This window comes from Streptomyces harbinensis (assembly GCF_900116145.1).
In the GTDB taxonomy this organism is placed as follows: domain Bacteria; phylum Actinomycetota; class Actinomycetes; order Streptomycetales; family Streptomycetaceae; genus Streptomyces; species Streptomyces carpaticus.
Map to the genome: position 1 here is coordinate 106,571 of NZ_FPAB01000008.1, position 25,667 is coordinate 132,237.

The 25,667-nt window shown below is 74.3% G+C and carries 18 protein-coding genes; 2 read left to right on the forward strand and 16 right to left on the reverse strand.

Going from position 1 to position 25,667, the window contains the following annotated elements; genetic code table 11:
* Window positions 1-6: 6 nt before the first annotated feature.
* From BM385_RS21160 to BM385_RS28285, 9 genes are all read right to left on the reverse strand, one after another.
* The gene (locus BM385_RS21160; protein ID WP_019434430.1) at window positions 7-399 is read right to left on the reverse strand and encodes a limonene-1,2-epoxide hydrolase family protein; all 393 of its coding nucleotides are present in this window, start codon (window positions 397-399) and stop codon (window positions 7-9) included.
* Window positions 396-2,204 (reverse strand): FAD-dependent monooxygenase, encoded by a 1,809-nt coding sequence (locus tag BM385_RS28280; RefSeq protein WP_093844028.1) that lies wholly within the window; start codon window positions 2,202-2,204, stop codon window positions 396-398. The genes BM385_RS21160 and BM385_RS28280 overlap by 4 nt, the downstream gene beginning before the upstream one ends.
* A gap of 73 nt (window positions 2,205-2,277) precedes the next feature.
* The gene (locus tag BM385_RS21170) at window positions 2,278-3,432 is read right to left on the reverse strand and encodes an NAD(P)/FAD-dependent oxidoreductase (RefSeq protein WP_093844029.1); all 1,155 of its coding nucleotides are present in this window, start codon (window positions 3,430-3,432) and stop codon (window positions 2,278-2,280) included.
* Window positions 3,429-3,644, reverse strand: a complete 216-nt coding sequence (locus BM385_RS21175; protein ID WP_093844030.1) for a ferredoxin — start codon at window positions 3,642-3,644, stop codon at window positions 3,429-3,431. Before BM385_RS21175 ends, BM385_RS21170 begins: the two co-directional genes overlap by 4 nt.
* Before the next feature lie 19 nt (window positions 3,645-3,663).
* On the reverse strand, window positions 3,664-4,857 hold the full coding sequence (locus BM385_RS21180) for a cytochrome P450 (protein WP_093844031.1): 1,194 nt from the start codon (window positions 4,855-4,857) through the stop codon (window positions 3,664-3,666).
* Between the two features lie 69 nt (window positions 4,858-4,926).
* A complete protein-coding gene (locus tag BM385_RS21185) occupies window positions 4,927-5,958 on the reverse strand; it encodes a polyprenyl synthetase family protein (RefSeq protein ID WP_093844032.1) in 1,032 nt (343 codons plus the stop codon).
* 67 nt (window positions 5,959-6,025) lie between these two features.
* Complete coding sequence (locus BM385_RS21190; protein WP_093844033.1) at window positions 6,026-8,029, reverse strand: tryptophan 2,3-dioxygenase family protein; 2,004 nt, start codon at window positions 8,027-8,029, stop codon at window positions 6,026-6,028.
* A 29-nt stretch (window positions 8,030-8,058) separates the two neighbouring features.
* Complete coding sequence (locus BM385_RS21195) at window positions 8,059-9,048, reverse strand: polyprenyl synthetase family protein (RefSeq protein ID WP_093844034.1); 990 nt, start codon at window positions 9,046-9,048, stop codon at window positions 8,059-8,061.
* 124 nt (window positions 9,049-9,172) lie between these two features.
* Window positions 9,173-12,094, reverse strand: a complete 2,922-nt coding sequence (locus BM385_RS28285) for a helix-turn-helix transcriptional regulator (protein ID WP_093844035.1) — start codon at window positions 12,092-12,094, stop codon at window positions 9,173-9,175.
* A 9-nt stretch (window positions 12,095-12,103) separates the two neighbouring features.
* Here BM385_RS28285 and BM385_RS26875 point away from each other — a divergent pair, with 9 nt between their 5' ends.
* The gene (locus BM385_RS26875; protein ID WP_175543068.1) at window positions 12,104-14,887 is read left to right on the forward strand and encodes an AAA family ATPase; all 2,784 of its coding nucleotides are present in this window, start codon (window positions 12,104-12,106) and stop codon (window positions 14,885-14,887) included.
* A 7-nt stretch (window positions 14,888-14,894) separates the two neighbouring features.
* Here the strand turns inward: BM385_RS26875 and BM385_RS21230 are convergent, their stop codons facing one another.
* From BM385_RS21230 to BM385_RS21255, 6 genes are all read right to left on the reverse strand, one after another.
* Window positions 14,895-15,617 (reverse strand): type I-E CRISPR-associated protein Cas6/Cse3/CasE, encoded by a 723-nt coding sequence (locus BM385_RS21230; protein ID WP_093844037.1) that lies wholly within the window; start codon window positions 15,615-15,617, stop codon window positions 14,895-14,897.
* A complete protein-coding gene (cas5e, locus tag BM385_RS21235; RefSeq protein ID WP_093844038.1) occupies window positions 15,614-16,492 on the reverse strand; it encodes a type I-E CRISPR-associated protein Cas5/CasD in 879 nt (292 codons plus the stop codon). Before cas5e ends, BM385_RS21230 begins: the two co-directional genes overlap by 4 nt.
* A 5-nt stretch (window positions 16,493-16,497) precedes the next feature.
* On the reverse strand, window positions 16,498-17,826 hold the full coding sequence (locus BM385_RS21240) for a type I-E CRISPR-associated protein Cas7/Cse4/CasC (RefSeq protein ID WP_254791690.1): 1,329 nt from the start codon (window positions 17,824-17,826) through the stop codon (window positions 16,498-16,500).
* On the reverse strand, window positions 17,823-18,395 hold the full coding sequence (gene casB, locus BM385_RS21245; protein WP_254791692.1) for a type I-E CRISPR-associated protein Cse2/CasB: 573 nt from the start codon (window positions 18,393-18,395) through the stop codon (window positions 17,823-17,825). The genes BM385_RS21240 and casB overlap by 4 nt, the downstream gene beginning before the upstream one ends.
* A complete protein-coding gene (locus tag BM385_RS21250) occupies window positions 18,392-19,915 on the reverse strand; it encodes a type I-E CRISPR-associated protein Cse1/CasA (RefSeq protein WP_093844040.1) in 1,524 nt (507 codons plus the stop codon). The genes casB and BM385_RS21250 overlap by 4 nt, the downstream gene beginning before the upstream one ends.
* A 251-nt stretch (window positions 19,916-20,166) precedes the next feature.
* On the reverse strand, window positions 20,167-20,361 hold the full coding sequence (locus tag BM385_RS21255) for a hypothetical protein (protein ID WP_093844041.1): 195 nt from the start codon (window positions 20,359-20,361) through the stop codon (window positions 20,167-20,169).
* Window positions 20,362-21,007: 646 nt separating this feature from the next.
* Here BM385_RS21255 and BM385_RS21260 point away from each other — a divergent pair.
* Window positions 21,008-24,151, forward strand: a complete 3,144-nt coding sequence (locus BM385_RS21260) for a hypothetical protein (protein ID WP_139275219.1) — start codon at window positions 21,008-21,010, stop codon at window positions 24,149-24,151.
* Between the two features lie 189 nt (window positions 24,152-24,340).
* Here BM385_RS21260 and BM385_RS21265 read toward each other — a convergent pair whose 3' ends face one another.
* On the reverse strand, window positions 24,341-25,516 hold the full coding sequence (locus tag BM385_RS21265; protein ID WP_093844043.1) for an ROK family transcriptional regulator: 1,176 nt from the start codon (window positions 25,514-25,516) through the stop codon (window positions 24,341-24,343).
* Window positions 25,517-25,667 lie beyond the last annotated feature (151 nt).

Genomic DNA, 25,667 nt, shown 5'->3' on the forward strand with positions numbered 1-25,667 from the left:
TCGCGTTCACCGTTCCTCCCGGTCCGAGATGAGGCGGGTGATGTCGAAGTAGTCGCGCCAGGCGGCGATCCGGCCGTCCCGCACCTCGAAGGCGGCCATCACCTTGAGGTTGCGGGCGATGGGGGTGCCGTCGGTGCGCAGCATGTTCTCCGTGCGCTCCATCAGCACGGTGTCGCCTGCGGCGGCGACATGCCGGACGCGCGCCTCCAGGCGGGCGAAGTCGGCCGGCATGAGCGCCATGATCTGCTCCTTGCCCACGCACACCGGCGATCCCGGGTTCTCCCACACGCAGTCGTCGGTCAGGTACCGGTCCACGGCCGCCCGGACGCCCTCCGGGGTGGGGCCCATCGCGGCCAGGAACGCGCGGACGACGCCCTCGCCGTCGCCGGCCCCGCTCACGCCGTCGCCCCGGCGGCGGGGGCGGGGTCCGGGTGGCCCAGGGCGCGGCGGACGGCGGCGGCCAGCTCGCGTTCGGGGTGCGCGCCGGCCCGGGTGGCGCGCCAGGCGATGTGCTGGTCGGGGCGGACCAGTACGGCTCCGTCGTCGCCGGTGCCGCGCACCGCCGACCAGGTGCCGTCCTCGTCGCGGAAGCCCGCCGGCTCGTCGGCGGTGCCGACGGCCACCACCTCCAGCGGTACGCCGTACGCCTCGGCGGTCTCCTTGGCGGCCAGCCGCCAGGCGTCGCCGTCGGGGCCGGTGATCAGGACGAAGCCGCCGGAGCGGCCCACCAGGTCCTGGGTGCTGAGCCGTTCGGCGCCCCGGGTCAGCCAGGCGTGCGGCAGCCGGTGGCCGGGCCGGGTGACGGGGTGGTGGACGCTGCCCATCGGATCCAGCGGCGGGCGCGGGGTGCCGTCCGGCACCAGGGCGCCCCTGTCGTAGTGGAAGCCGATCTCGATGTCGTGCGCCTGGTACTCCACCCGCTGGGTGGCGAAGACCTCCGCCGTTCTGGCCCGCAGGGTGTCACCCATCGGGGTGTCGGCGAACAGCGCGCGGAAGTTGGCCCGGGTGGTCTCGGGCGGCGCGCCGGGCATCAGGCCGAGTCCCGCGTGCAGGACGCCGTGGTTGCGGAAGGCGAACATGGCCCATTCCATGGAGCGGCGGGCGACCGGCAGCCGCTCCGACTCGTAGGAGTCCAGCAGTTCCTCGCCCGCGGTGCCGCCGAGCACGGCTGCCAGTTTCCAGGCGGCGTTGTGCGCGTCCTGCACGGCGGTGTTCAGACCGAGTCCGGTGGCGGGCGGCTGGCGGTGCGCCGCGTCGCCGGCCAGCAGGACGCGACCCACCCGGAAGGTCCGGGCGATGACGGCCTCGGGCGTGTAGCGGCTGACCTGGTGCACGGTGACGTCCAGCTCGGGCAGTTTGAGCAGTTCCCTGACCCGGGCGACGGTGGCCTCCTCCCCCAGGTCGAGTTCGATGCCGGCGGGCAGGTGGAAGTGCAGCGCCCACTCCTGCGAGGCCAGTCCCCAGCCGGGGCCCATGGCGACCATGCCGTAGCGGGAGACGAGGCCGCCGTCCGGGCTGACGAAGTTGGTGATGAGCACCTTGTCGCCGCTCCACCACCGGGACAGGTCGGCGCTGAAGTGCACGGAGATGACGTTCCAGGAGCCGCCGTCGCCGTCCATGGTCACGCCGAGGGTGTCGCCGATGCCGCGTCCGCCGTCCGCGCCCAGCAGATAGCGGGCGCGTACGGTGCGGGTGGTGCCGGTGGCGCGGTCGGTGATCCGGGCGGTGACCCCGTCGGCGTCCTGGGTGAACTCCTCCATCAGGTGGTGGAAGCGCACCATGCCGGGGGCCCGCTCCTCGGCGTGCCGGCGCAGCAGCGGTTCCAGGCGGTGCTGGGGGAGGTTGGTGGAGGGGCACGGGCTGTCGGCCGCGTACGGGGCGGCGGTGCTGCCGCCGCCGAAGGAGTCCATGCGGTGCAGGTCGCGTGCGTCCAGTTCGCCGTCGCCGGCCAGGGAGGTGCGCCAGGCGACCTCGCTCATGTGGGCCAGCGGGGCGCTGAGCGCGTACACGTCCTCGGCCACGCCGTGCTGGCGGAAGATCTCCATGGTCCGCTGGTTGAGGTAGTGCGCGCGGGGCAGCACGGAGGTGGACTCGCGCCGTTCGACCAGCAGGTGCCGTACCCCCAGGTCGGACAGGAAGAGCGAGGCGGTGAGCCCGCAGCCGCCTCCTCCGACGATGAGCACCGGGACTTCTTCGTCAATCATGGTTCTCTCTCCGCGGTCGGGCCGGGTGTGGCCGGGGATGGAGCGGGGTGGTGGTGCGGCGCCGGGGCGCCGGTCAGGGCGGGGTCAGGAGTGCGCGGGCGCCGCGCACGCCGTGCGGGCTGTTCCAGCCGACGACGCCGACGGGGCGTCCGGCGGTCTCGGCCACCGCGGCGAAGGTCCGGGTGGCCGGGTCGCCCTCGGTCACCCGGAGGCGGTCGCCGGCCGCCGGATCGCCGAAGACCTGGATCCGTACGCCGTGCTGGTCGGTCCAGAAGTACGGGACGGGGCGGTGCGGGCGGTCGGCGCCGAGGATGTTGCCGGCGACGGCCAGGGCGCTCTCGGTGGCGTGGGAGCGGTTCTCCAGGCGCAGGGCGCGGCCCTGGCCCTCGTGCCACCAGCGCGCGACGTCCCCGACCGCCCAGACGTGCGCGGCGGCGCGGCACCGGGCGTCGCACAGCACGCCGTCGTCCAGGGTCAGTCCGCTGCCGTGCAGCCAGCCGGTGGCGGGGACCGAGCCCACGGCGAGGACCAGGGCGTCGGCGGCGACGGGGCCCTGCGAGGTGAGGACGCCGGTGATCCGTCCGCCGCCGTCGGTGACCGGGGCCTCGGCCTTGGTGCCGGTGAGCAGGGTGATGCCGTGGTCGCGGTGGAGGCCGGCCAGCAGCCGGGCGACGGGGGGGCCCAGCCGGTCGGCCATCGGGAGCGGCGCCGGGTCGATCAGGGTGACTTCGAGGCCGAGGGTCCGGGCGGTGGCGGCGATCTCGCAGCCCAGGACGCCGGCGCCGATCACGGCGAGGCGGCGGGCGGTGCGCAGGTCCGCGCGCAGCCGCCGGGCGTCCTCCAGGGTGCGCAGGGTGTGCACGCCGGCCGGTCCGTCGAAGGCCGGCAGCCGGCGCGGGGTCAGCCCGGTGGCGAGGACCAGGTCGTCGTAGCGCAGGCGTTCCCCGTCGGCGAGGGTGATCTCGCGGGCGCCGGTGTCCAGGGCGACGGCCCGCCGGCCGGGCAGCAGTTCGATCCCGAGGGCGGCCAGGTCGGCGGGCGCGCGCAGGACGGTCCGCTCCGTGCCCCAGGCGCCGGAGAGCACCTGCTTGGACAGCGGGGGCCGGTCGTACGGCGGGTGCGGCTCCTCCCCCACCAGCCGGACCGGGCCCCGGTAGCCGCGGGCGCGCAGCGCCTGCGCGGTGGCGAGACCGGCCGCGGAGGCGCCGACGACCAGGACACCGTTCATGCGGAACCGTCGCGTTCGCGCAGCAGGATGGCGGCGGCCGGGCACAGCAGCGCCGCCTCGCGGACGTGGGCGTACGCGCCGGGCGGCGGGGCGGCGTCCAGCAGGACGACGACGCCGTCCGTCTCGCGCTGGTCGAACACCTCCGGTGCGGCGGTGACGCAGTGTCCGGCGGCGACGCAGCGTGGTTCCTCGATCTCGACCTTGAGGACCATCGTGTTCTCCCGAGTGTGGTTACCAGGTCACCGGCAGGGTGTTGACGCTGAAGACGAGCGCCGTGGTGCGGTAGTCGATGGCGTCCGGCTCGACGGCCAGCCGCAGCGTCGGGAACCGGTTGAACAGGGCGGGCAGGGCGGTGCGCAGTTCGGCGCGGGCCAGTTGCTGGCCCAGGCACTGGTGGACGCCGTAGCCGAAGGTGATGTGCGGCTGGGGTGCGCGGCGGACGTCCAGGGTGTCGAGGTCGGTGTCGGCCAGGGCGCGGTCGCGGTTGGCGACCAGGACCGAGAGCACGACGCGTTCGCCGCGCCGGATCCGCCGGCCGCGGAGCTCGATGTCCTCGGCGGCCTCGCGGGGCATGGTGATGGCGGGCGAGCAGTAGCGCAGCAGTTCCTCGACGGCGCCGTCGAGGGCGGCGGGTTCGTCGCGGACCACGGCGAGCTGGTCGGGGTGTCGCAGCAGCAGGGTGCTGGAGCAGGCGAGCATGCTGGCGGTGGTCTCGTGGCCGGCGACCAGCAGCATGTTGCCGATGCCGATGAGTTCGTCCTCGGTGAGCCGGTCTCCGTGGTCGCGCACGATGGCGCCCAGCAGGTTGTCGCCGGGGCTGCGCCGGTGGGCGGCGACCAGTTCGCCCATGTAGGCGTCCATCTCGACGAGGTTGGTGATGTGTTCCTCGCGGGTGGCGTTGACGTCCAGGCCGACCTGGGCGCGGCGCTGGAAGTCCGCGCGGTCGGCGTAGGGGACGCCGAGGAGTTCGCAGATGACGAGGGTGGGGATGGGGGTGCAGAAGGTGCTGATGAGGTCGGCGCCGGGTCCGGCGGCCGCCAGGGCGTCCAGCCGGCCGGCGACGATCTCCTCGATGACCGGCTGCAGGGCGCGGATGCGTTTGACGGTGAAGGCGCCGGTGAGCATGCGGCGCAGCCGGGTGTGGTCGGCGCCGTTGTAGTTGAGCAGATTGCCGGGCTGGTTGAGCATGCTGCGCGGTGCGTCGGGGTCGAAGACGAAGCCCATTTGGAGGCGTTCGTCGCTCAGCAGCGCCCTGGCGTCCTCGTAGCGGGTGACGGCGACGGCCTCGAAGGTGTCGAGGATGGGGCTGGGGACGTCGACGCGGGAGAGTTCCTCCTCCTTCTGCATCGCGTACAGCTCGGGCGCGGGGGTGAAGGGGCATCCGGCGGCGCGGGCCGCGAAGGGCAGCACCTGGGGTTCGGGCATGGCGCGGGGCCTTCCTGTCCGGTCGTTGCGGTGGGGCGCGGGGGCGGGGCGGGCGGGGCGGGCGGGGGCTCAGAAGCGGCGGCCGACGACGAACCGGGCGAGTTCCAGGAATTCCTCGCGCGGCGCGTCGGCGATGCCGGCTCCGTCCAGGCACTCCCGGGCCGCCGTGATCCGGCGGTCCGCCTCCGTGCGGGCCCAGTCCCGGCCGCCGGCCCGCTCCACGAGGTCGGCGACGCGCCGGACCTCGGGCTCGGTCAGGGGCGCGGAGCGCAGGTACAGGGCGCGCAGTTCGTCGCTTCCGGGTGCGTTCAGGGCCGCCACCACGGGCAGGGACTTCTTGCGGACCCGCAGGTCGGCGCCGACCTGTTTGCCGGTGCGGTCCGGGTCGCCCCAGATGCCCAGCAGGTCGTCGACGAGCTGGAAGGCGAGGCCGATGTGTTCGCCGAAGGCGGCCAGCCGCTCGACGCGGGCGGGTGCGGCTCCCACCAGGGCGGCGCCCAGGGAGCAGGCGCAGCCGAGCAGGGCGCCAGTCTTGTCCCCGGCCATCCGCACGCATTCGGGGAGCGTGACGTCGTCGCGCCGTTCGAAGGCGACGTCGGCGCTCTGGCCGCTGATCATCCGCTGGGTGGCGGTGGTCAGCCGGGTGGCGGCCGGGCGGGCGCCGGGCAGCGGGGCGTCCAGCAGGGCGCTGGTGGCGGCGGCTGCCATCGCGTCGCCGGCCAGGATGGTGTGCGGGACGCCGAAGACGGTCCAGGCGGTGGGGCGTCCGCGCCGGGTGGTGTCGCCGTCCATGATGTCGTCGTGGAGCAGTGAGAAGTTGTGGACGAGTTCGATGGCGACGGCGGCCGGCAGACCGTCGGCCACGGTGCCGCCCGCCGCCCGGGCGGAGAGCAGGGCGAGGGTGGGGCGGAGCAGTTTGCCGCCCCGGGTGCCGGTGGGCCGGCCCTCGGCGTCCGCCCATCCCAGGTGGTAGTGGGCGATGTGCCGCAGGTGGGGGTGCAGTTGGCGCTGTACGGTCTCGCGCAGGGCTGCTTCGAGCCCGGCCCGCTCGGTGTCCGGGCGCGCCGGGGCGGGGGCGGTGGAGGCGGGGGTGGCCGTCATGGGGCCGGCCGGCTGACGGGTGACGCGCTGGAGTGGGGCATGGTGCACCTTCGCTGTCGGCGGGTGGTCAGGGCGTGGGCAGGTCGCGCGGGGTGGGCACGGGGGTGCCCAGCAAGGTGCGGCGCAGCACCCGGGGTGAGGTGAGCAGGGTGCGGGGCGGGGCCAGCAGGAAGAGCACGTCCCGGTTGGCGGTGCACACCACCGGGTCGCCGGGGACGTGGGCGCGCACCCGGTCCAGGTAGCGGGTGAGCAGCCGGGCGGTGGGGCCGGTGCGGACCGCGTTGCCGGTGGCGCCGGGCATGGGGCTGTCGGCGCCGGTGGCGACGTCCCAGGCGGGGGCGGCGGCGCGCAGGGCGGCCCGCTGGAGGGTGTGCGCGGTGGGCGTGCGCGGGGCGGCCAGGGCGCGGGAGAGGGCGAGGGCGGTGAGCGCGGCGACGGACAGGCCCTGTCCGTAGACGGGGTTGAGGGCGCAGGCCGCGTCGCCGACGACCAGGAGGCCGCCGTGGTCCCGGCCGAGCCGGTCGTAGCGGCGGCGCCGGTTGGCGGTGTGCCGGTAGCCGACGGGGCGGCCGGCCGGGTGGGCCGTACTGAGCCAGGTGTGCGGGGCGGGGTGCGGCAGCCGGTGGGCGAACTCGACGAACGCCTCCGGGTCATTGGGCGGGGCCATGTCCCGGGGGCCGGAGAGGGTGACCGTCCAGCGGCCGTCCTCGACGGGCATGACGATCGCCCCGAGCGGTGCGGTCGCCTCGGGGACGATGTAGAAGCCTCGGAGGCCGCGGGGCGGCGCGTCGCCGTCGAACAGGCAGCTGGCGTAGGCGCGTCCGGTCTCCAGGACCTCCTCGGCGGGCGGGGTACCGCCCAGTGCGGCCAGCCACTGGGGGGTGCGGCTGGCGCGTCCGGTGGCGTCCACCACGAGGTCGGCGGCGAGTTCGCGCGGGGCGGGATCGCCCGTTCCCCGCTCGCGCAGGGTCACGCCGGTGATGTGTCCTGGCCGGCCGAGCAGCCCGGTGGCCTCGGTCCCGGGGCGCAGCCCGATCGCGGGGTGGGCGAGGACGAGCCGGCGGATGTGGTGTTCGAGGACGGGGCGGGTGGGGCTGAGGATGGGGGCGGACGGGTTGCGGCGGGAGATCCACTGCCCGCCCTGCCAGACGCCGACGTCGCCGGGGACCGCGAGCCGGGGGGCGCCGGCCGCCGCGAGTTCGGGGGCGAGGCCGGGGAGCAGCCGGGTGAGCGCGTCGATGCCGCTGGCCAGCAGGATGTGGGTGTGACGGGACTGCGGGACCCCGGGGCGGGGGGCGGGGTGGTCCTCGATCCGGTCGCGTTCCAGGATCGTCACCCGGTCCGCGTGGTCGGCGAGGACGTACGCGGTCAGCAGTCCGGCCACGCTGCCGCCCAGGACCACGACGTGGCCCAGCCGGGCGGCGGGCGCGGTGGCCGGGCCGGACGGCGCGGGGCGCGGCGGCGCGGCGTGCGGCGTGGTGTCCGGCGTGGTTCCCGGTGCGGCGTGCGGGGTGGCGGCCGGTACGGCGTCCGGCGGGTTCTCCAGCCGGGAGGCGAGGAAGCGCCGGCCGGAGGTGGCGCCGGTGCCGGGCTCGTCACCGAGCATGTGCGCGACCAGGTCCAGATGGGTCGCGCGCCAGCGCCGTACGGCCGCGTCCAGCGCGCCGGACCGGTCGCCGTCCGGGTTCCCGGTGAGCCGCGCGGTGAGCGCGAACAGTTCGCGGAACTGCTCGGACTGGAGCCCGCTCGCGGTGCCGAAGCGGTCCCGGAAGGCGAGGAAGTCCTCCCGCCGCAGGGTGCGGCGCAGCAGGGTCAGCTGGCCCTCCAGCGCGCCGATCAGCCGGACGGCCCGGTCGGTGCGGTGGGCCCGGCAGGCCGGTCCGCAGGGGCCGGCGTCGAGGTGCCGCAGGTCGACGAGGACCTGGCTGAGCAGGGTCTCGGACGCCTGGTGGACGACGATGAACAGCCGCTCGCTGTCGCTGAGGTCCCGCTGCTCCCGGGGGGTGAGGGGGACCTGGAGCGCGAGGAGTTCGTCCAGGCGCAGGTACGTCGCGTAGGTGGGGGAGGTCATCGGGCCAGCTCCTCGGGGGTGGGTCCGCGTCACACCAGGCGACCCGGCACGGTGAGGTCCTCCAGGGCGTCGCGGTGCGGGCCGGGCGGCAGGGTCTCCAGGGCCGCCGTGGCCTGCTGGACGTGACGGTGGGACACCTCCCGTGCCGCCTGCACCCCGTCGTGGGCGTGCACCAGGTCCGACATGGCGGCGTAGCGCTCGGCGGCGGGTGCGGCGGTGTCGGCGAGCAGTCGTTCGATGTGCTGTTGTTCGGCACGGGGGGCGCGGGCGTGGGCGAGCAGCACCGGGAGGGTGGGGCGCCCGTTGCGGACGTCGGAGATGTTGGGTTTTCCGGCCCGGGTGCCGTCGTAGGGCATCAGGTCGTCGCGGATCTGGTAGGCGATGCCCAGCTGGTCGCTGTACCGGCTGAGCGCCTGCAGCGCGGTGTCGTCGGCGCCGCCGAGGGCGCCGCCCACGCCGCAGGCCATCCACAGCAGGGCACCGCTCTTGTCCGCGATCATGTCGAGGTAGGAGGGGACGGGGCAGATCTCGCGGCTCATCCGGATCTCCCGGATGGCCGCGTCGCCGATGCGCAGGCCGGCCCGGGAGAGGATGGCCAGGGCCTGGGCGACGCGGTCGGCGGGGGCGCCGGCCTGCCGGCACTCCGAGAGGGCCGCGAAGCCGTGGAAGAACAGTCCGTCGCCGCCGACGATGGCGCTCTGCCGGCCGAACACCGAGTGGGCGGCGGGTTTGCCGCGCCGCTGGGTGTCGCTGTCGATGATGTCGTCGTGCATCATCGCGCCGACCTGGACGCACTCCAGGGCCACGGCGGCGGGCAGGGCGGTCGCCAGATCGCCGCCGACCGCGAGGCTGGAGCGGATCAGCAGCCAGGGGCCCATCATCTTGCCGAAGGGCACCAGTCCGTACCGCACCACTTCGTCGAGGCCCGAAACGCCGAGCGGCCAGCGGCCCTCCACCTCGGCTCTCACCATGGCGGCCACCTCGGGATCGGCGACCTGGGGCACATCGATGTCGGTCATGGATTCGACGGTAGGGAGCCCGCCGGGGGGTGTCCGCACCCGCGAGGGACCTGGGCCCGAGAGGGACCAGGGGTTGGCATCTTTGATCCGGCGGCCCGGCCGGGCCCGTGGGCGGTGCGCCGGATCAGGCGGTGGTCAGCCGTCCGCTGAGGCTGGCGGCGGCGAGTTCGACCCGGGAGCGGCAGCCGGTGCGGGCGAAGAGCCTGGTCAGATAGTGCTCGACGGTCTTCTCGCTGAGGGCGAGCCGCTGCGCGATCTGACGGTTCGTCAGTCCGGCGCCGATCAGTTCGACGATGCGCCGCTCCGTGTCGCCGGCCGCCCGGCGCCGTGCCCGGGCGCGCGGGGCCGGTACCCCGCGCTCGCGGGTCACCGCGCGGATGCGCTCCAGCAGCACGGCGGCGCCGCAGCCGGTCGCCAGGTCGTGGGCCTCGCGCAGCCAGGGCCCGGGGTCGTCCGCGAACCGGGCCACCACCGGCGCGGATTCCAGCAGCAGGGACCGGTCCCCGCGCTCCCGGGCGAGATCGGCGGCCACCCGGGCGTGCACCACGTCCCGGCCGGCCAGGGCGCGCGCCAGATGGACGCTCTCGGTCAGCCGGGGACGGCCGTCCTGGCGGTGCAGCCGCTCGGTCTGCTCCAGCAGCTGACCGGCGGCCTCCGGGTCCTCGGCGTACGCGGCGATCCCCACCGCCCGTGTCAGCAGCCGGTCGAGGCAGGCGTGCCGGCCGGCCCGCTGCAGTCGCCGGGAGACGTGCCGGGCGTGCCGGATCGCGCGCCGGTGCTGGCCCATGTGGTGGTACAGGCCGGTCCTCGCCCAGGCGCGCAGGCCGGCGAGCCGGGGGGCGGGTGCGGCGGCGGCCAGCCACTCGGCGGCCTGCCGGAACTCGCCCCGGGCGGCGCAGATGTCGGCGGCGAACAGCCGGGCGGCATGGTGCACCAGGGTGTCGGCGGGCCCGGACAGCTCCAGTTCGCGGACCGCGGACATGGCCCGGGACCAGTCGGCGGCCCGGTGGCTTCCGACCACCCGGCGGTAGGCGCCCAGCACGCCGGTGTCCGGGAGCCGGTAGCGGGCGCCGAGGACGATGTGGAACACCGTGGCCACATCGACCACCGCCGCCGCCGCGCACAGCCGGTCGAGGTCGGCGCACGGCGCGGGACGGCCGGTGGCGCGCCAGGCGCGGGCGCAGGCGTCGGCGTCACCGGACAGCGCGGCCTGCACCACCTCCATCTCGTCCGCCGCCAGGAACCCCGGCACGCCGATCCAGCGCGAGGGCGCGGAGCCCCGCGGCACGCCGGGGCCCGACTGCCGGGCGCCGAACCACCACTCGGAGAAGCCGGTCCTGCCGGGTCCGGGCAACTCCTCGTCCAGCAGCGCCCGGACGCTCTGCCCCACGGGCGGCTCCCCGGTGTGCAGTGCCACGAGCATCGCGGCGGCCCGGGTCTGGGCGCGCGGGTCGAGGGCCCCGGGGGACCCGTCCGGCTCGGTGGCGCCGGCGATCGCCTCCCGCAGCAGTTCGTACTGCCCGGTGCGCAGCACCAGGGTGAGCAGCCGGTTGAGGACCCGGGTGTGCTCCGCCCCGCCGGGCGGCAGCCGGTGCAGGACGGCGGCGCACAGCAGGGCGGCCCGCCGCGGTTCCTCGCGGGCGGCGGCGCCCGCCAGGTCGAGCAGCCGCGCGGTCATGTCCGCGCCGGGCGCCAGCGCCGTGCTGCCCCGGGCGATGTGGTCCGCGAGGGCCACCGAGTCCACCGCGGCGTCGCGCCGCTGACGGGCCAGCAGCCGTTCGGCGATCGCGGCGTGCAGCCCCGCTCCCCGGAACACCTTGGTGCGGTCGACCGCGGCGGCGGCCAGGGCGGGACAGCGGCAGTGCACCCGGCCCGCCGGGTCGGCCACCAGTACGCCCGCCTCGATCAGCCGGTCCAGGGTCCGGCCACAGGCGGTGAGTTCGGCGCCGGCCGTCTCGGCGAGCAGCGGCAGATCGTCCACGCTGACCCCGTCCCAGGCGGCCACCGAGGACAGCAGCCAGGGCGCGAGCGGGCCGGCCTCGGCCACCCGCGCCAGCAGCGGATGGCCGGCGGGCAGCGCGATCGCCTCGGCGGGCGCGCGCAGACACAGCCGGCCCCGGAAGACGGTCAGCCGGTCGCCGCGCTGGAGGTCGGCGAGCGTGCCCAGCAGGGTGCCGGGATCGGTGAACAGCGGCCCCAGCGCGGCACGGAGCGCGGCCTCCGCCGCCTCGTCCAGCCGGGTTCCGGCCGCCCGGCGCAGCAGCGCGAGGGCGTCCCCCTCGGCGAGCGGGCCCAGGGTGAGCACCCGGTCGGCGGCGGTGCGCAGTTCGGCGGTCCCGGGATCGGGCCCGGTGTCCTGCCGGCAGGTGGCCAGCACCGGGAAACCGCAGCGGCGGGCCGCGGTGAGCAGCGGTGCGGGCTCGGCCACCAGGTGCGCGTCGTCGGCCAGCAGCGCGGTACGCCCGCCCCGGGCGAGCCGGTCGAACAGCACACCGAGTTCGGTGACCATGGACGGCGTCCAGCCACCGGCGTCGCCGCCCCCGGCCTGGGCCAGCCGCGCCACCGGGGTGAGCGAGTCGGCCAGCCCCGCGTCGGCGAACGCCTCGAACCGGTCGCGCACACTGTGCACCAGCGAGGCGATGCCGTACCGGTCGGCACCCGGCTCCACGGGGGCTGCCCCGAACCGTACCGGCAGCACCCGCAGCCCCTCCGCCCGCAGCGAGCGCCCCACCGCGTCCAGGACGGCGGATCTGCCGATACCGGCGGGGCCGCGCAGGACCAGCAGGGAGCCCCGGCCGGTCATCAGCGCCGTACGCAGCGCGGCCACGTCACGGTCCCTGCCCTGCAAACGGCTACGGTCTCGGGCCACGGCCCGCCTCCTCCTGAGGTGTGCCGGGCGGCGGTGCTCGGGGGCCGTGGCCCCTCCCCCGCGCCCGGGCGATCGCTCCGCGAGACCCGCCAGGACCTGCCCTTTCGGGTCAACTCCCATTCTGCACAGGCGATTCGGCATTCCCGGTGTGTGTCTGCGAGGCAAAGCTGTGGGCATACTGCCTGGGTGCTCAGCACCTCCGGGGACACGGACGGATCGCCCCGGCCACGGCGGGTTCTCCCGGGCCGGGCCGGCACGGTCGCGCGGCTCGCCGCCGACGCCACCTCGGCGCGTACCCCGCCGTTGCTCCTGGTCACCGGCCCGGGCGGTATCGGCCGCAGCGCGCTGCTCGCCGCCGTGCGGGAGACGCTGACCGAACGGGGCGTGCGCGTCCTCGACCTGCGCCTGGCCCGCAACGAGCGTGACCGTCACCATGCGCTGGCCGCCCGTTTGGCGGCCGAACTGGGCACGCTGCACCGGGCGGAGGACGGCCGGCGGCCGGCGCACACCGCCCCCGTGGCGCCGCAGCCGGAGGCCGGCCGCGATCTGACGGCCGCCCTGCGCTCGGCGGTCGCCTCCGGCGAGACGCTCGTGGTGCTGATCGACGACCTCCAGTGGGCCGACGCGGCCTCCCGCGGCACGCTGCTGGCGAGGATCCGCTCGCTCACCGGCGGCCCGGTCACCTTCGTGTGCGGCTACCGCACGACCCCGGGCGGCACCGCCCGGGACCGGGCCGCGCTGGACCGGCTGCGGGCGGCCGGCCTGGTCCGGGTGGTGCCGCTGCGCCCTCTGTGCTCCGCCGAGGTGGACACCCTGGTCGCCCACACGGTACGGGCCAGGCCCTCGGCCGCACTGGCCGCGCGGCTGCGCCGCGACTGCCGGGGCGTACCCGCCGCCGTGCTCGCCGCGGTCGCCGGCTACCGGCGGGAGGGGGCACTGCGCGTGCTCCAGCGGCACGCCTGCCTCACGTCACCGGAGCGCCCGCCCGCGGTCCCGGACGATCTGCCGCTGGTCGAACACCTCCGGCACCTGGGCGACCGCCCCTGGTCGGTCGCCAAGGCCCTGGCGGTACTGCACCCGCTGGGCCCGCCGGCGGTGGGGCTGATCGCCCGCGCCCTGGAGACGGACGAGGAGGAGGTGCGCGAGCAGCTGGAACTGCTCCGCGCCGAGGGGGTGTTGTGGTGCGCCGGCGGACGGTGGCGGTTCCGGCTGCCGCTGCTCGGGTACGCGCTCGCCGGCTGCCTCGGCCAGTTCGAGCGGCGCCGGCTCTCCCAGCTCGCCGTCACCGCCGTGTGGGCGGGCGAGGCGGTGGCCGACGACCACGTCCTGGCCGAACACCTGGTCACGGCGGGCCGGTTCGTCGACTCCCGGCGGGCCGCCGGGGAACTGGTGACCCGGGGCCGGGCGGCCCTGCTGCACGACGGCCACCACGCGGTGCGCTGGCTGCGGGCCGCACTCGACCTGACCACCGAACCGGAGCAGCGGGCCGCCGCACTCCTCCTCCACGCGACCGCCTGCTGCATCCATCTGCGGCACGCCGAGGCCATGGAGAGCGCCTGGACGGTGCTGTCCCGGTACACCGGACTGGTCACCTCCGAGGACCTGTTCGACATGGAGGCGATCTGGGTGGTCTCGGCGGCCGGCGTCTCCGACACGACGGCGCTCGCCGCGCTCGCCGAAGAGCGCTGGCGCACGCTGCCGGGCGGCGAGGGACACCGGATCGTCGCCCGCTGTCTGGCCCTGTGCCATCTGGAACGCTGGCGGGAGGCGGTGGACCACCTAACCGCCACCCGGGAGATCTGGAGCCGGGAGAACGACCTGGTCGCCGCCGTCGGGCAGGTGGTGAGCGAGACCGGGGCCGCCCTCCTCGGCCGCACCGCGGCACTGGACCGCTCCGTCGACGACCCGACCCGCTATCCGCTGTGGCACCGGGGCGGCCGGCACCGCTTCCAGCGGCTGACGAGCCTGGCCAGGGTGCTCATGCAGTTCAACGAACTGGACCGGGCCGAAGCACTGCTGGCCGGCCACCACCTGCCCTCCGGCTACCGGCCGATCCCCGACCGGGTGGTCGCGGACAGCCACGCCGGGCACTGGGACCGGGCCCTGGACCTGGCCAGGACGGCACTGGCCGCCGACACCTGGGTCGGCGAACTGACCAGTCACACCATGGCCTCCCGCGAACTGAGCACCATCCTCGCCGCCCGGGGCCGGCTGACCGAGGCCCGGGCGGTGATCGAGCAGGCCAAGAGCGTGCACTCGCTGCTGCTCCATCTGCTGGCCGTGCCCGAGTCCGAGTGGGAGCAGATACTGGGCGGGCGCGAGCGGTCCCTGCAGGTGATCACCGAGGCGCTGGCCCTCGCCGGGGAACGCGGCCTGGTCGTGGGCACCGACGAACTGTGGCTGCGGCGCGCCGAGGCGGAACTGGTGACCGGCGACCCGGCGGCGGCCCGGCGCAGCGTGGCCGAGGTGATCCGGGTGGCGGAGCTGACCGGCACCAGCCGCGCCCAGCTGTGCCGGCACATCGGCGTCGCCATGATGGAGGGGGACCGCACGGCGTCCGCCGAGGCGGTCCGGCTGGCCCGCCGCCGCAACCAGCCGCTGGAACTCGCCGACACCCTGCAGACCGTCGTCCGCCTCGGCCAGGCCGACCCGGCGCTGCTGCGGGAAGCCTACGGCCTGTACGGGGACCTCGACGCGCTCATGCGCAAGGCACAGCTGCGGAACCTGATGCGCGAGCAGAACATCTCCGTCCCGGACCGCAGCGCCACCACCTCGGAGAACGAACGGCTGCTGGCGGTGCTGGTGACGGAGGGCCTGACCAACCGGGAGATGTCGATCGCGCTCGGGTGCAGCGAGAAGAGCGTGGAGAGCCGGCTGACCCGCCTCTTCAAACGCGCCGGCTACCGCTCCCGGGTGGAACTGGCCTCGGCCATCCTGACCGGCGACTACCCGGTCGGCCGGCCGGGCTGACACCGGATCAGCGCACCAGCACCAGCCCGCAGCCGTAGGCCCGCCCGTGGCCGATGCCCCGGGTGAGCGTTCCGACGAACGTTTCCGGGTCCGTCACGGTCAGAGTGCCCCTGATTTCGGCGCGGACGAGCCGCATTCCCTTGTGCGCGGTGTGGCTGGAGACGCGGGGCAGCATGCGGACGGCGTACCCATCGGGCTGCGCGTCGGCGCCGATCCGGGTCACGCCGTCGGAGGCGACCGCGGGTTCCCCGGCCGGCTGGAGACGGCGGGCGAACCAGGACTTCACATGGTCGGGACGGGTGTGCGCGACCCGGGCGCCGCGGGCACGCCGCCCCGGTTCACCGGGCGGGGGCACGCTGCGGACGGGGTTGACGACCGTCCGGAAGCCGACGGTCTCGCCCGCCCCGAACGTCCGGTCCAGGGTGAGGGTCGCGGGCGGCTCCGCCAGGGCGGCACGCGGGATGCGGCTCCAGTCGCCCGGCACCTGCGACTGCACGACCAGGGACAGCCGGGCTTCGCGCAGACTGACGGTCCAGGTGGACAGCACACCCATCTGGGAACGCGCGTCGCGGCTGCCGTCGTCGACCCAGCCCTGGAACCCGCTCATGACGGTGCGGTGCATGTCCTGGGCGTCGATCAGCGACTTGGCGGCATAGGGGTGCCTGGCGTCCAGTGTCAGCAGCGTCTGGGTGGCGACGAATCTGGCGCGCGCGGCGGGGGGCGCTGTCACAGGATGATCTCCCAATCGCATGCCTGTGGGTCGATGGTCACGCGGATCCGGGTCTCCCAGCGTGCCGTGTGCTTCGGTCCGGTGGCGTGGAAATGGACCGGCTGGTCCCGCACCGGGCCGGTGCCCGGCAACGGCTGCCGGCTTTCGATCCAGGCCCAGGGCCGGTGGTCGCGGGCGGGCGGGGCCGCCTCGGTGGGCGAGGGAAGCAGTGCCGTCCGCCCGAAGACGTCCGCGAGAGTGCCCTGCTCGATGGTCAGAGCCAGTTGTCCCGAGGGCGGGCAGGATTTGCGGCCCAGCCACAGCAGTCGCTTCGGATGCTCCAGGGCGTGCGCGATCCGCTCCAGCAGCGCCGCGTCCTCCGACTGGAGGCCCACCAGGAAGGCCGCGTCGGACAGGTACCAGCGTTCGGTCATCAGCGCGTTCCTGCGGACGTCCGCGGCGACGAGTGTGCCGGACAGCGGGTCGGCGGAGATCTTCTTGGGCGACCCGTACCAGTCGTCGAGTTCGTGGTGGCCGAAGGTGCTCCCGGTCGCCGCCTCGATCAGCGGGGCCGCCGCGGCGGCGCGCCGGTGGTCCGTCACGAGATCCCGGGGCCGCAGCGGATAGCGCCCGGCGCCGACGGTGTGGTAGTCACGCACCGGTGTACCCGGGTGATCGGCGCGCACCCCGAAGAGCAGGGGTTTCAGCTCGGCCAGCGGATCCGGTTCCGTACCGGCTGTGCCCGGCGCCCCGCGCGGCAGGCCGAGCGCCGCGGCGCACAGCCCGATCACCCCCGACTTGGTGGGCCGGCTCTGGGTGTCGCGGCGGCCGAACCGGCCGGCCACTCCCCAGGACTGGAGCGGGGCGGCGAGCCTGATGAGCAGGACATGACTCACCTGACTCACGGGGCCAGCCCGTCGATCGACTCCACCACGCTCAGGCCCTCCACCGGGTCAGCGGTCAGCAGGGCATCGATCTGCGGATCGTAGGTGAGGACACGGGCGTTCCTGAGGTCGTCCCGGCGCTTGCTGACGAACGCATGGTGCTTGAGCAGCCTGCGCACCGCCGCGGGCCCGGCCGGGCCGTCACCGCCGGCGCCGGGCGGTGTCTCGACGATCGGCAGCTGGAAAGCCGCCGCGTAGTTGTACGGGCGGTCGCCCTCGAAGGCGAGGACCAGAGCGGGCAGGGAGCCGGTGGAGGCCGTCGAGTTCTTCTTCGCCTCGGGAAACGCCTCGACGAAGGAGGTGACGAACTCCTTCTCCGCCGCCACGGCCGACTCCTCCGCCTCGGCCTCGGACATGCCCGCGGCGCGGAGATTGGTGCGCAGCTGAACGCGGTCGAGGACGGCATGGCGGTAGAAGGTGCCGGAGATCAGCGACTGGTAGCCGGTCATGCCGGCCCCGGCGTCGTCAGCCGCGTCGAGGAAGTCCAGGGCGTTGCGCCTGCGGTGGAGCTTGGCGTCGTCGGCCGCCGCGTAGAAGTCGTCGACCTGCTCGGCTTCCTGCACGGAGAAGGCGTGGCTGCTCTGGACGGCACCGTCCACGTTGGGCGAGTCGGCGATCTCGGCCAGGAACCGGCCGTAGAGGGCGATGTCGATGGCGTCGCGCGGGGCGATGGCCAGCAGGACGGCGTCGCGGTGCTCCCTGGGCAGCGGCGGCAGGGCGGATGCGGGTGCGCCGCCTTCCTCCGTCTCCTGCTCGGCCTTGCGTCCGCTCTTCTTCGCAGCCGCCGCGGTGGCCTTCTCCTGGGCCCGCAGGTAGTCGTCGCGCCAGGCACGCACCACCTCGGCGTGCTCGGCGATGTGCGCGGCGATCCGGGCTCCGGTGTCCGCCGGGGCGAACAGCAGCACCTTGGTGAGGTTGGCGACGGTCTTCTTCGCCCGGTCGCCGAACTTGAGGCCGGTGGCCTCCAGGACGGCGCGCGCCGTACCGATGGCTTCCTCCCGCTCCCAGCCGTGGCCCTCCTCCAGTGACCTGGCGGTGATCAGCGCCCACTCACGGGTACGCAGCCCGGTGCTGCGACCGGCCAGGGCGCCGATCCCGGCGTTGGCGCGGTTGCGGGCGTGCACGCGTTCGGCCCGGCGGCGTGCCTGGCTGGTGATCATGTGCCGCTCCACGCCGCCGTACACCATGCTCTTGGGCGAACCGTTCTCGTCCCGTACCGGGAGCACGGCGGCCAGCGTCTCCAGCAGATGCAGCGAGAGGAACGGGCTTCGGGGCGCCTGGGTCACGTACTCATGTCCTTCCGGGTCTGGGGGCGGCTCGGCCGGTTCCGGCTCCGCACGTGCGGCTCGTGGAAATCCACCGACCATCCGTACGCGATCCTGGCCCTGCGGTCGTGCCACCGGGTCAGGTCCTCGGTGAGCAGGACCCAGGACGGCGGCGGCTGCTCGCAGGACCGCAGCCGGGTGACGGCGTGCTGGAGGTGGCGCCAGGGGATGCGACGGCTCGCCACCAGCCGGGCGAGCAGGCGCTGGGCCCCGGGGTTGTCGGGCCCCCGGCCGGTGCCGTCGCCGATGCGGCGTGCGGCGGCGCCCAGACTGCCCGTTCCGTAGGAGGGAACGGACCTGCCCTGGTGGTAGACGCCGAACAGGAAGGCGACCTTCTCGTAGATCTCGCGCTGCTTCTCGGCGGGGGCGTACCACCCGGCGCGGATGTGCGTGTCCGTGGGGCGCAGGCGCCGCAGATCGGCGAGCTTGCCGTACTCCCGGTTCCGTACCAGGGACGTGAGCCAGGCGGTGAGCTGTTCGCCGCCCTGGTACTCCGGAACCGGCTCCGTCGGCTCCATCGGCTCCGTCATGGCAGGGTTTCTCCTCGCAGTTCGGGCGGCGCCGCGGATGCGGCCATGTCGTTGAGAAACCGGCCCTCGGCCCGGGCCCGGGCGTGCATCCCGCGGTCGTTGCGCGGCAGCGAGTCGAGCCGGTTGCGCAGCAGGTCGTGTGCCATGGTCCGCAGTTCATCCGCATAGACGAGCAGCGAATGGGGGACCGGCTCGCCGTCGACCGTCTCGTCGAGGAGGTGGTAGAAGTGCTCTCCGGCGGCGGCCCAGAACTTCTCCCCGGCGTCGAACCGCGCCCGCTGGGCGGCGGCATCGGCCGGTTTGGGATTGAGATACACGATCTTCCAGGCGACATATGCCGCACGCGTGAGGCTCTTGGCCACGTACTCGGCGATGTGCGAGCCGCGCCGGGACGCCTCGCACAGCGCCTCCCCCTGGCTGGGCGCGTACGGGAAGTGCCCGTCCGTCCAGGCGAGCGGCACGGTCTTGTTGGCGAGGAACCCCACGGCCCACAGCAGACAGGGTGCGCCACCGCCGTGCGGCGGGAACGTCAGCTCGCGCAGCCGCCCGAACAGCCCTTTGTGAGAGACAAGCGCCGCACTGTAGAGCGCGTGCGCGTCGCGCCACATGGCCCGGGCGGGGGACGGCCACAGCGGAGCGGTACGCCCGTCCGCCCGTTTCACGGGAACGGCGTCCTCCAGATCCCGTTCGGGATCGAGCTGGAGCAGTTCCCCCGCGCCGATCAGCACCCGGTCGACGAGAACGGTCTCCCCGTCCGCGGCGAACACCGGGCGCAGCAGCACGGAACGGCCCAGATAGCTGTGCAGATCGGCCGGGCCCGAGGTGGCCCGGCCGGGCGGCTTGACCTGGAAACCACGGCGTTCGACGCCGCCCGTGGTCCAGGAGTGGTTGAACCGCCCGGGCTCTCCTCCGGCGGGCGGGTAGAGGTTCATCCGCAGGGTGTCACCGACGGTGCGGCCCTGCACGATGACCCGAACGCGGTTCTGCAGGCGCCCCGTCGCAAGATTAGTGATCTTGGGGCCCAGGGTCGCTTTCCCGGAGATCCGCGCCCGCCCGGCCAGACCGTAGACGTGCTGCGTCAACAACGCCCGGAACGCCTCGCCGGCTGTGAGCGGCTCGGAGTGTTCGAGATGGTGGTGATCGAGGAACTGGTTGTAGTCACCGGCATGTTCGAGCACGAGCTGCGCCGGGCCGACGCCCTCGGTCTCCAGGTAGGGCGCGAGCATACTGTTCTGCCCGAGCGGCCGCTCCGGATGGAACAGATCCCACTCATCGGCGGGCTGCTCCACCAACCAGTCCGCGACGGCATCCAGCCCGTGTGCCCCGGCCACCCATGCGTGCCACTCCTCCACGGAGCGCGGGAACACCCCCGCGGCGAAGCAGATGGCCAGCAAGTGCTCCACGACGGCGACGCCTTCACCCGGCGTGGCACAGGTGAGGTCGCTCAACTCCTCCGCCCGGCGGAACACATCGACCAGCGAGAGTTCGCCGGCCTCCCCCTCCGGGGTGAAGACGGACACACAGGGCTGATGCCTGGGGTCCCAGGTGGGACGCCGTGAGGTGACTGTTTGCGCTCCGGGCACCGCTTGCGTTCCGCTCTCCGTGTCGCGAAGACCACTTAAGGTGACTCCGAGGACGCTAGCAGCATGTGCGGTGCGCCGGGGGAGGTTTGAGGAAATACGAGTGACGCCCGCGGGGCGGTACGTGTGGGTCCCCGCGTGTGCGGTGATGCCTGAGGCAGCACTACGCAACTCCGCGAGTTTCCTCGCCCTCACCGAGCAGATCGCCGTCCCAGCATGAGCGCCAGGGTGGCCCGGGCGTCGCGCCGGCGGGCGGGGTCGCCGGCCAGGACGGAAGCGAGGGCGACCGCGGCGGTGACGGTCAGGTGAGTGCCGATGGCTGCGGCGAACCCGATGGGAATGCCGGTCAGAAGCGCAGTGGGGACACTGGCCAGGAGCGTAGGCATGAATCAGATCCTTTCGGCTTGTGCCCGGAAGACCGTTCCCAGGCCGTGGATCCACTGTGGCCCACCCGCAGGCCACACAAGCGGCTGAGATGCCAGTGGCCGCACCGGCATTTCCGCAGCTCGGGCCCGAAGGTTAACAGCAGTAGTCATTCAGGGAGGTTTTGTGAAGGTCACTTCTGACGGGGAACAGGAAGAGCGGGCATTTCACGACAAACTGGATGAGCTACGGGTCAAGGCGTCAGCTTTCGGAGACGCCACCCCGGCTGCGTGCGCGCGCATCGCCGGTGTTCCCGAGTTGAACGTCAGATTCTGGTGTACAGGGGAGGCTGCACCGCGCCGCCACCACATCGAAGGTGTGCGGCGGCTCGTGACTCACCTGCGCCGTATGGTCGGGGAACCGGCCGTGTTCGATGTCACTTGGAGTCAAGCGCTCGAGGCCGCGCAGCGAAAGGCCGAGAAAGACGAAGAGGCCGACAGCCACCCCTCGAAGAGCAAGCGGCGGTCCAACAAGAGTGCCTCCGGGGCAGATCGCTCCCAGGGCACGCCACTCCGTGACCGGAAAAGCGAATTGATGGTCACGCTCGAATTCATTGCGGCCGAGCCCGATGGCAGTTCGCCCTACTTGTGGTGGCAAGGGTCCCGGGGCGTGGGGAAGTCCGCCCTCCTGGCCGGGGTCGCACGGCGGGCACTGGCCATGGAGAACACCGACGTGGTGGCGTACTTCTGCACAACCACCGAGGGCCGTGGCAGTGCCGACCACTTCTTCGCGGACCTGGCGAGGCAGTTGACGAAGCTTGCCGGTCCAACCGGGCACGTAATGCAAGGCCCACCTTCTCCCGCACAACTTAGGCGGCTGGTCCGCGCCGCGGCTGCCCGCTCCGCCTCGGCGAAGCGCCGGCTGCTCATCGTCGTGGACGGGCTGGACGAGGATGCCGCCTGGTGGAGCGCGCCGGGCCCGGCCAGCATCGCCGCGCTGCTGCCCCATGTGCCGGAGAGCAGGCCCGGGCACACCGTCAAACGGGGGTGGACGACCGCGCTCCGCGTGGTCGTCGCCAGCCGCCCCTCCCCTCGGCTGCCGCACGACGTCCCGGCCGACCACCCGTTGCGCCGACCCGACTCCGTCCGGGTTCTCTTTCCCACGCCGAAGACCCGGCAACTGCCCCCGGTAGCCGACCTCACCGGACTCAAGAGGACCGTCGCGGACCTGCTCGCGGTGGCCCGGGACGGCCTGCGCCCGGGTGACCTCGCCGAACTGACCGGATGCGAACGCGCCCGCATCGAAGACCTCCTGTACGAGGACGAGGGAATCCACTTCCTGCCGAACCCACTCGACGTCCAAAGCTGGGTACTGAGCGACGAGCGGCTGCCCGCCGTGCCGGAAGAGGCCCGGACCGGCGCCCTGCACCTGCTGCGCTCCTGGGCCGGCTCCTGGCGGCAGCGCGGCTGGTCCGCCGCCACTCCCCCGTTTCTGGTCTCGCACTACCCCCACCTGCTGAGCGGCACCGACTTCGCACGGTGTGTCGCCGATCCCGTCCGGCAGACATGGCTGGTCACCCAGGGGCGGCTCGACGAGGCCCTGGGCCAGGTCACCCTCGCGCCGGTCGGCGAGATCGATGACCTGGGAGTGGCCGCCGAGGTCGCCCTGTCCCGGCACCTGCTGCTCCAGCGGGCCCGGCCGGCACCCCGTGAGCTGGTCCGGCTCTTCGCCCTGGCCGGGGACGTGACCCGGGCGCGCGGCCAGGCCCTGTCGGCGCCCGGTGCCGTGGCCAGAGCCGTGTGGCTGGCCGACATCGTCGAGGTGCTCGGTGAAGGAAGCCCCGAGGCACACGCGATCGCGCGCGAGGCAGCCGCCTGGGCCGAACGGGCCGCGGCCGAGGAACTACCCCCTGACCAGGAGGACCACCGTTTCGGGGAACTGACGGCGGCCGGTACCACCCTCCACGACCACGGCATGCACGAAGCCGCGCACACGGTGTGGCGCGCCGTCCTGCTCCGCGAGGACGCGGCGTGGACGACCCGCCTGGACGCGGCCCGGCGGCTCGCCCCGGAGCTGCCCGGCCTGCTCCACCGGATCGCGCACCACGCCGAAGCGCTGAGCGAGGGGGACACCGAGTCCCGGGCCGAGGCCCTCCGGCTCTGGGGCGAGCTGGCCAAGGAGCAACTGGGCGGGCAGCCCCTCTCCGAGCGGCGCGTCGAGGACTACATCGAGGAATTCTGCGCCGGTTTGACGCCCGAGTCGTCGCTGACGGACATCGATCTGCTGGCCCGGGCGGCCATGGCCCTCGCACGGACGCGGCCGAAGCAGGCGCGGGCGCTGGCCCGGCGCGCGCTGGGGGAAGTGCGTGAGGCGCTGCGTGCCCCCGGGGCCAGGTCCGAGGAGGAGCTGGCGCAGCTGCGCCTCGGACTCTCCACCACGCTGGCGCTGGTCGTGCTCGCTCTGAAGGGTCTGGGCGACCGGGCGAGCGGCGAAGACCTGCCGGAGGCGGTTCCGGAGCGTCTGACCCTGGATCTGTTCGGCGAGGACGTACGGGAACCCGTCCGCACGGCACTGCGGGACGCTCCGTTCCGCTTCGCCGCCGACCCGCCCGCTCAGGCGGGAGAGTCCGCGTTCGCCTCCGTCGTGGCCGCGTTGCGGACCCATCCGGTGCGTGGCCGGCAGTTGCTCCTCGAAGCCTTGCACCGCTCGGGGGAAAAGGCACAGGTGCCGGGACCGCAGGAATGGATGCTGCCGTTGGCCGGAGCGCTGGCCGCCGGCGGACACGTCGAAAAGGCGCAACTCCTGATCCAGCGTGCCGGAGAGCCCAAGCAACTGGCTCCTGCCGCAGCGGCCTTGTCGCTGGCCTGCTCGGTCGGCGGGCACACCACCGCCGCCGGAGACCGAGCCCGGGCCGCCGCCACCGGGCCCGTTGACGACGATCCCGCCGTCCGGGGCCTGATCGCTCAGGCGTTCGCCCACGCCGGGGAGCCGGAAGCTGCCCAGGAGTGGGCCGGGCGGGAGGGGGCGGCACGCTCCGCCCGGCCGCAGGTCGAACGGACAGCGGCGGCCGTGGCCGTGGGTCTCGCGGCGCACGCTCCCGATGTCGCGGCGCGGATCGTCGAGGACCGACTCGCCAGGGCGGGTCGGGCGGCCATGCTGCCGGTGGAGTCGATCTCCCGGCAACGGCTGCTGCCCGAGGTCGCCGGGTTGCTGCTCGCGTTGACCGATCCACGACGGCCGGATGACAGTGTCTGCACACTCCTGCGCGCCCTCGGCGCCCGTCCCCGGAACGACATCAAGAAGTGGCCGCCGGACACGATTCTCGTCCAGGCGCTCCTCGACGCGGCCGGATGCGTCCCCGGAATCGGGCTGCCGCCGGGCCGGATGCGGGATTGGGAGCGGTACATGGCCACGGCGAAGCGTGCGGAGGGGACGTTTGTGTTCGCGGAGTGGGCGGTTCTCCAGGCGTTCCGCGGTGACCTCGGTGCGGCACGGAGCACGGCAGGGCTGGGCCGGACAGCACGGGAGCGTACGGCGGCCCTGGCCGCCGTGGCGGCCTACCTCGGGCGGGTCCCGGTCGTCGCGCCCGCCGCGGACGGCTGGGCGGTACAGGATGCCTCCGTGCTGCGCTTCATCTCCCTCGCCGATGCCCTCGGCGCGGACGCCACGCGGGACGCGGAGCAGGCCCGGCTGCTGACCCGGGAGGTTCTGGCCAGCGAGCACTGGTGGTACGCCCTCCCCTTGCTGCCGACGCTGGCCCCGCAGGTGCTGCCCCGGCTCGCGGAGTCGGCGCTCGGACACACCTTGCTGTAAGGGCTCCGGACACCGGCGTGAGCGTGCCGTGGTCGGTGGTGATGTCCGGTCACCGGGTCCGGCACACCGGGGAGGTGCGGAGGTGGCTCGGCCGCGCTCCCGCGGGTTCGCCTTCGCCACGCTGATTCCCGACCGGGCCGGGCGGCCGGTGGAGCGGTGTGCCGGCCCGGTCGGCCGTGCCCGGCCGGTTCAGTCCTCCCGCAGGACGAAGGCCCGGATGGCGGCGACCGCGGCGCCGCGGGCCCATTCACCGAAGTGGGGTGACAGCAGGGTGACCCGCAGGGAGTCGGGGTCGCGGTGGCGCCGGTCCGCGATGCCCGCTTGCATGGACCGCTGGGCGCCGTCCAGTAGGACCAGGCCCTCTCCGGCGACGACGAAGTCCTTGATCAGGCAGAGGTTCGCGACGGTGGCCAGCGCCGCGCCCAGGGCCCAGGCGGCCGGGCCGAGGACGTTCCGGCACACCGGGTCCCCGGCGCGGGCCAGCGCGGCCACCTCGTCCAGGGTCACCGGCCGGCGCAGGCCGTGTGCCGCCGCGGCCAGGACCGAGTGGGTGGAGAGGTAGGAGGCGAGGCAGCCGCGGTGTCCCTCGGTGCACATCGGGCCGCCGGGGTCGAGTACGTGGTGGCTGAACGCCGACAGGTCCGCGGCGCCTGCGGGCACCATCCGGCCGTGCTGGACCAGGGCGTAGCCGATGCCCGCTCCGACGGTGAGCAGGGCGAAGTCGGTCAGGCCGCGTGCGGCGCCGAACCATCGCTGGGCGTGGGCGAGGGCGGTGACGTCGTTCTCGACGACGCAGGGCACGCCCGTGCCGCGGGTGAGCCGGTCGCGCAGTTCGACGTCCCGCCAGCCGAGGAACGGGGCGTCGAAGCGCGGTGCGGTGGTGCTGTCGGCGGTGGGGCGTGCCGTGCCGCCGAGGGTGATGCCGGCGGCGACGGGGGGCGTCCCGGCGGTGGTGAGCCGGTCGCGCACCCGGGCGATCTGGGCGCTGACGGCGTCGGGGGTGGGGGCTTCCAGGGGCTCGGTGGTCTCGGCGGTGATGCGGGCGCGCAGGTCGGTGACGACGGCGTACAGCCGGTCGGCGGTGAGTTTGACGCCGAGGAAGTGGTGGTCGGCGGCGACCACGTCCAGCGGGCGGGTGGGGCGTCCGTTGGCGGGGTCGTGGACGGTGGCGCCCTCCACGACGAGGCCGGAGGCGGTCAGTGGTTTGGTGAGGCGGGTGAGGCTGCCCGTCGAGAGGCCGAGGAGCCGGGCGAGATCGGTGCGGGTGCGCGGGCCGTTCACCAGCAGTTCGCGCAGTACGGGGCGGGCGGCCCTGGAGACCGTGGCCCAGGCGTCGACGGGGGGTGGCAGGGCGGCGGACGGCACGGTGACTCCAGTCCTCGGTGGTTCCTCGTGGCCCTTCGGTGCGCCGCCGGCTCGGCCAACGGGGTGGTGTGGCGGACCACTTGGCTTTGCAGCAAAGCTAAGCGGCCCCCATCACCGGGCGTCAACTCCACATAATCCAAAGTATCCGCGC

Coding starts and splice junctions, on each gene's coding strand:
- BM385_RS21255 (WP_093844041.1), bottom strand. CDS start 20,361: ATGCCTACGCTCCTGGCCAGTGTCCCCACTGCGCTTCTGACCGGCATT.
- BM385_RS28285 (WP_093844035.1), bottom strand. CDS start 12,094: ATGCCCACAGCTTTGCCTCGCAGACACACACCGGGAATGCCGAATCGC.
- BM385_RS21180 (WP_093844031.1), bottom strand. CDS start 4,857: ATGCCCGAACCCCAGGTGCTGCCCTTCGCGGCCCGCGCCGCCGGATGC.
- BM385_RS28280 (WP_093844028.1), bottom strand. CDS start 2,204: ATGATTGACGAAGAAGTCCCGGTGCTCATCGTCGGAGGAGGCGGCTGC.
- BM385_RS21170 (WP_093844029.1), bottom strand. CDS start 3,432: ATGAACGGTGTCCTGGTCGTCGGCGCCTCCGCGGCCGGTCTCGCCACC.
- BM385_RS21190 (WP_093844033.1), bottom strand. CDS start 8,029: ATGACCTCCCCCACCTACGCGACGTACCTGCGCCTGGACGAACTCCTC.
- casB (WP_254791692.1), bottom strand. CDS start 18,395: ATGACGGAGCCGATGGAGCCGACGGAGCCGGTTCCGGAGTACCAGGGC.
- BM385_RS21185 (WP_093844032.1), bottom strand. CDS start 5,958: ATGACGGCCACCCCCGCCTCCACCGCCCCCGCCCCGGCGCGCCCGGAC.
- BM385_RS21175 (WP_093844030.1), bottom strand. CDS start 3,644: ATGGTCCTCAAGGTCGAGATCGAGGAACCACGCTGCGTCGCCGCCGGA.
- BM385_RS21195 (WP_093844034.1), bottom strand. CDS start 9,048: ATGACCGACATCGATGTGCCCCAGGTCGCCGATCCCGAGGTGGCCGCC.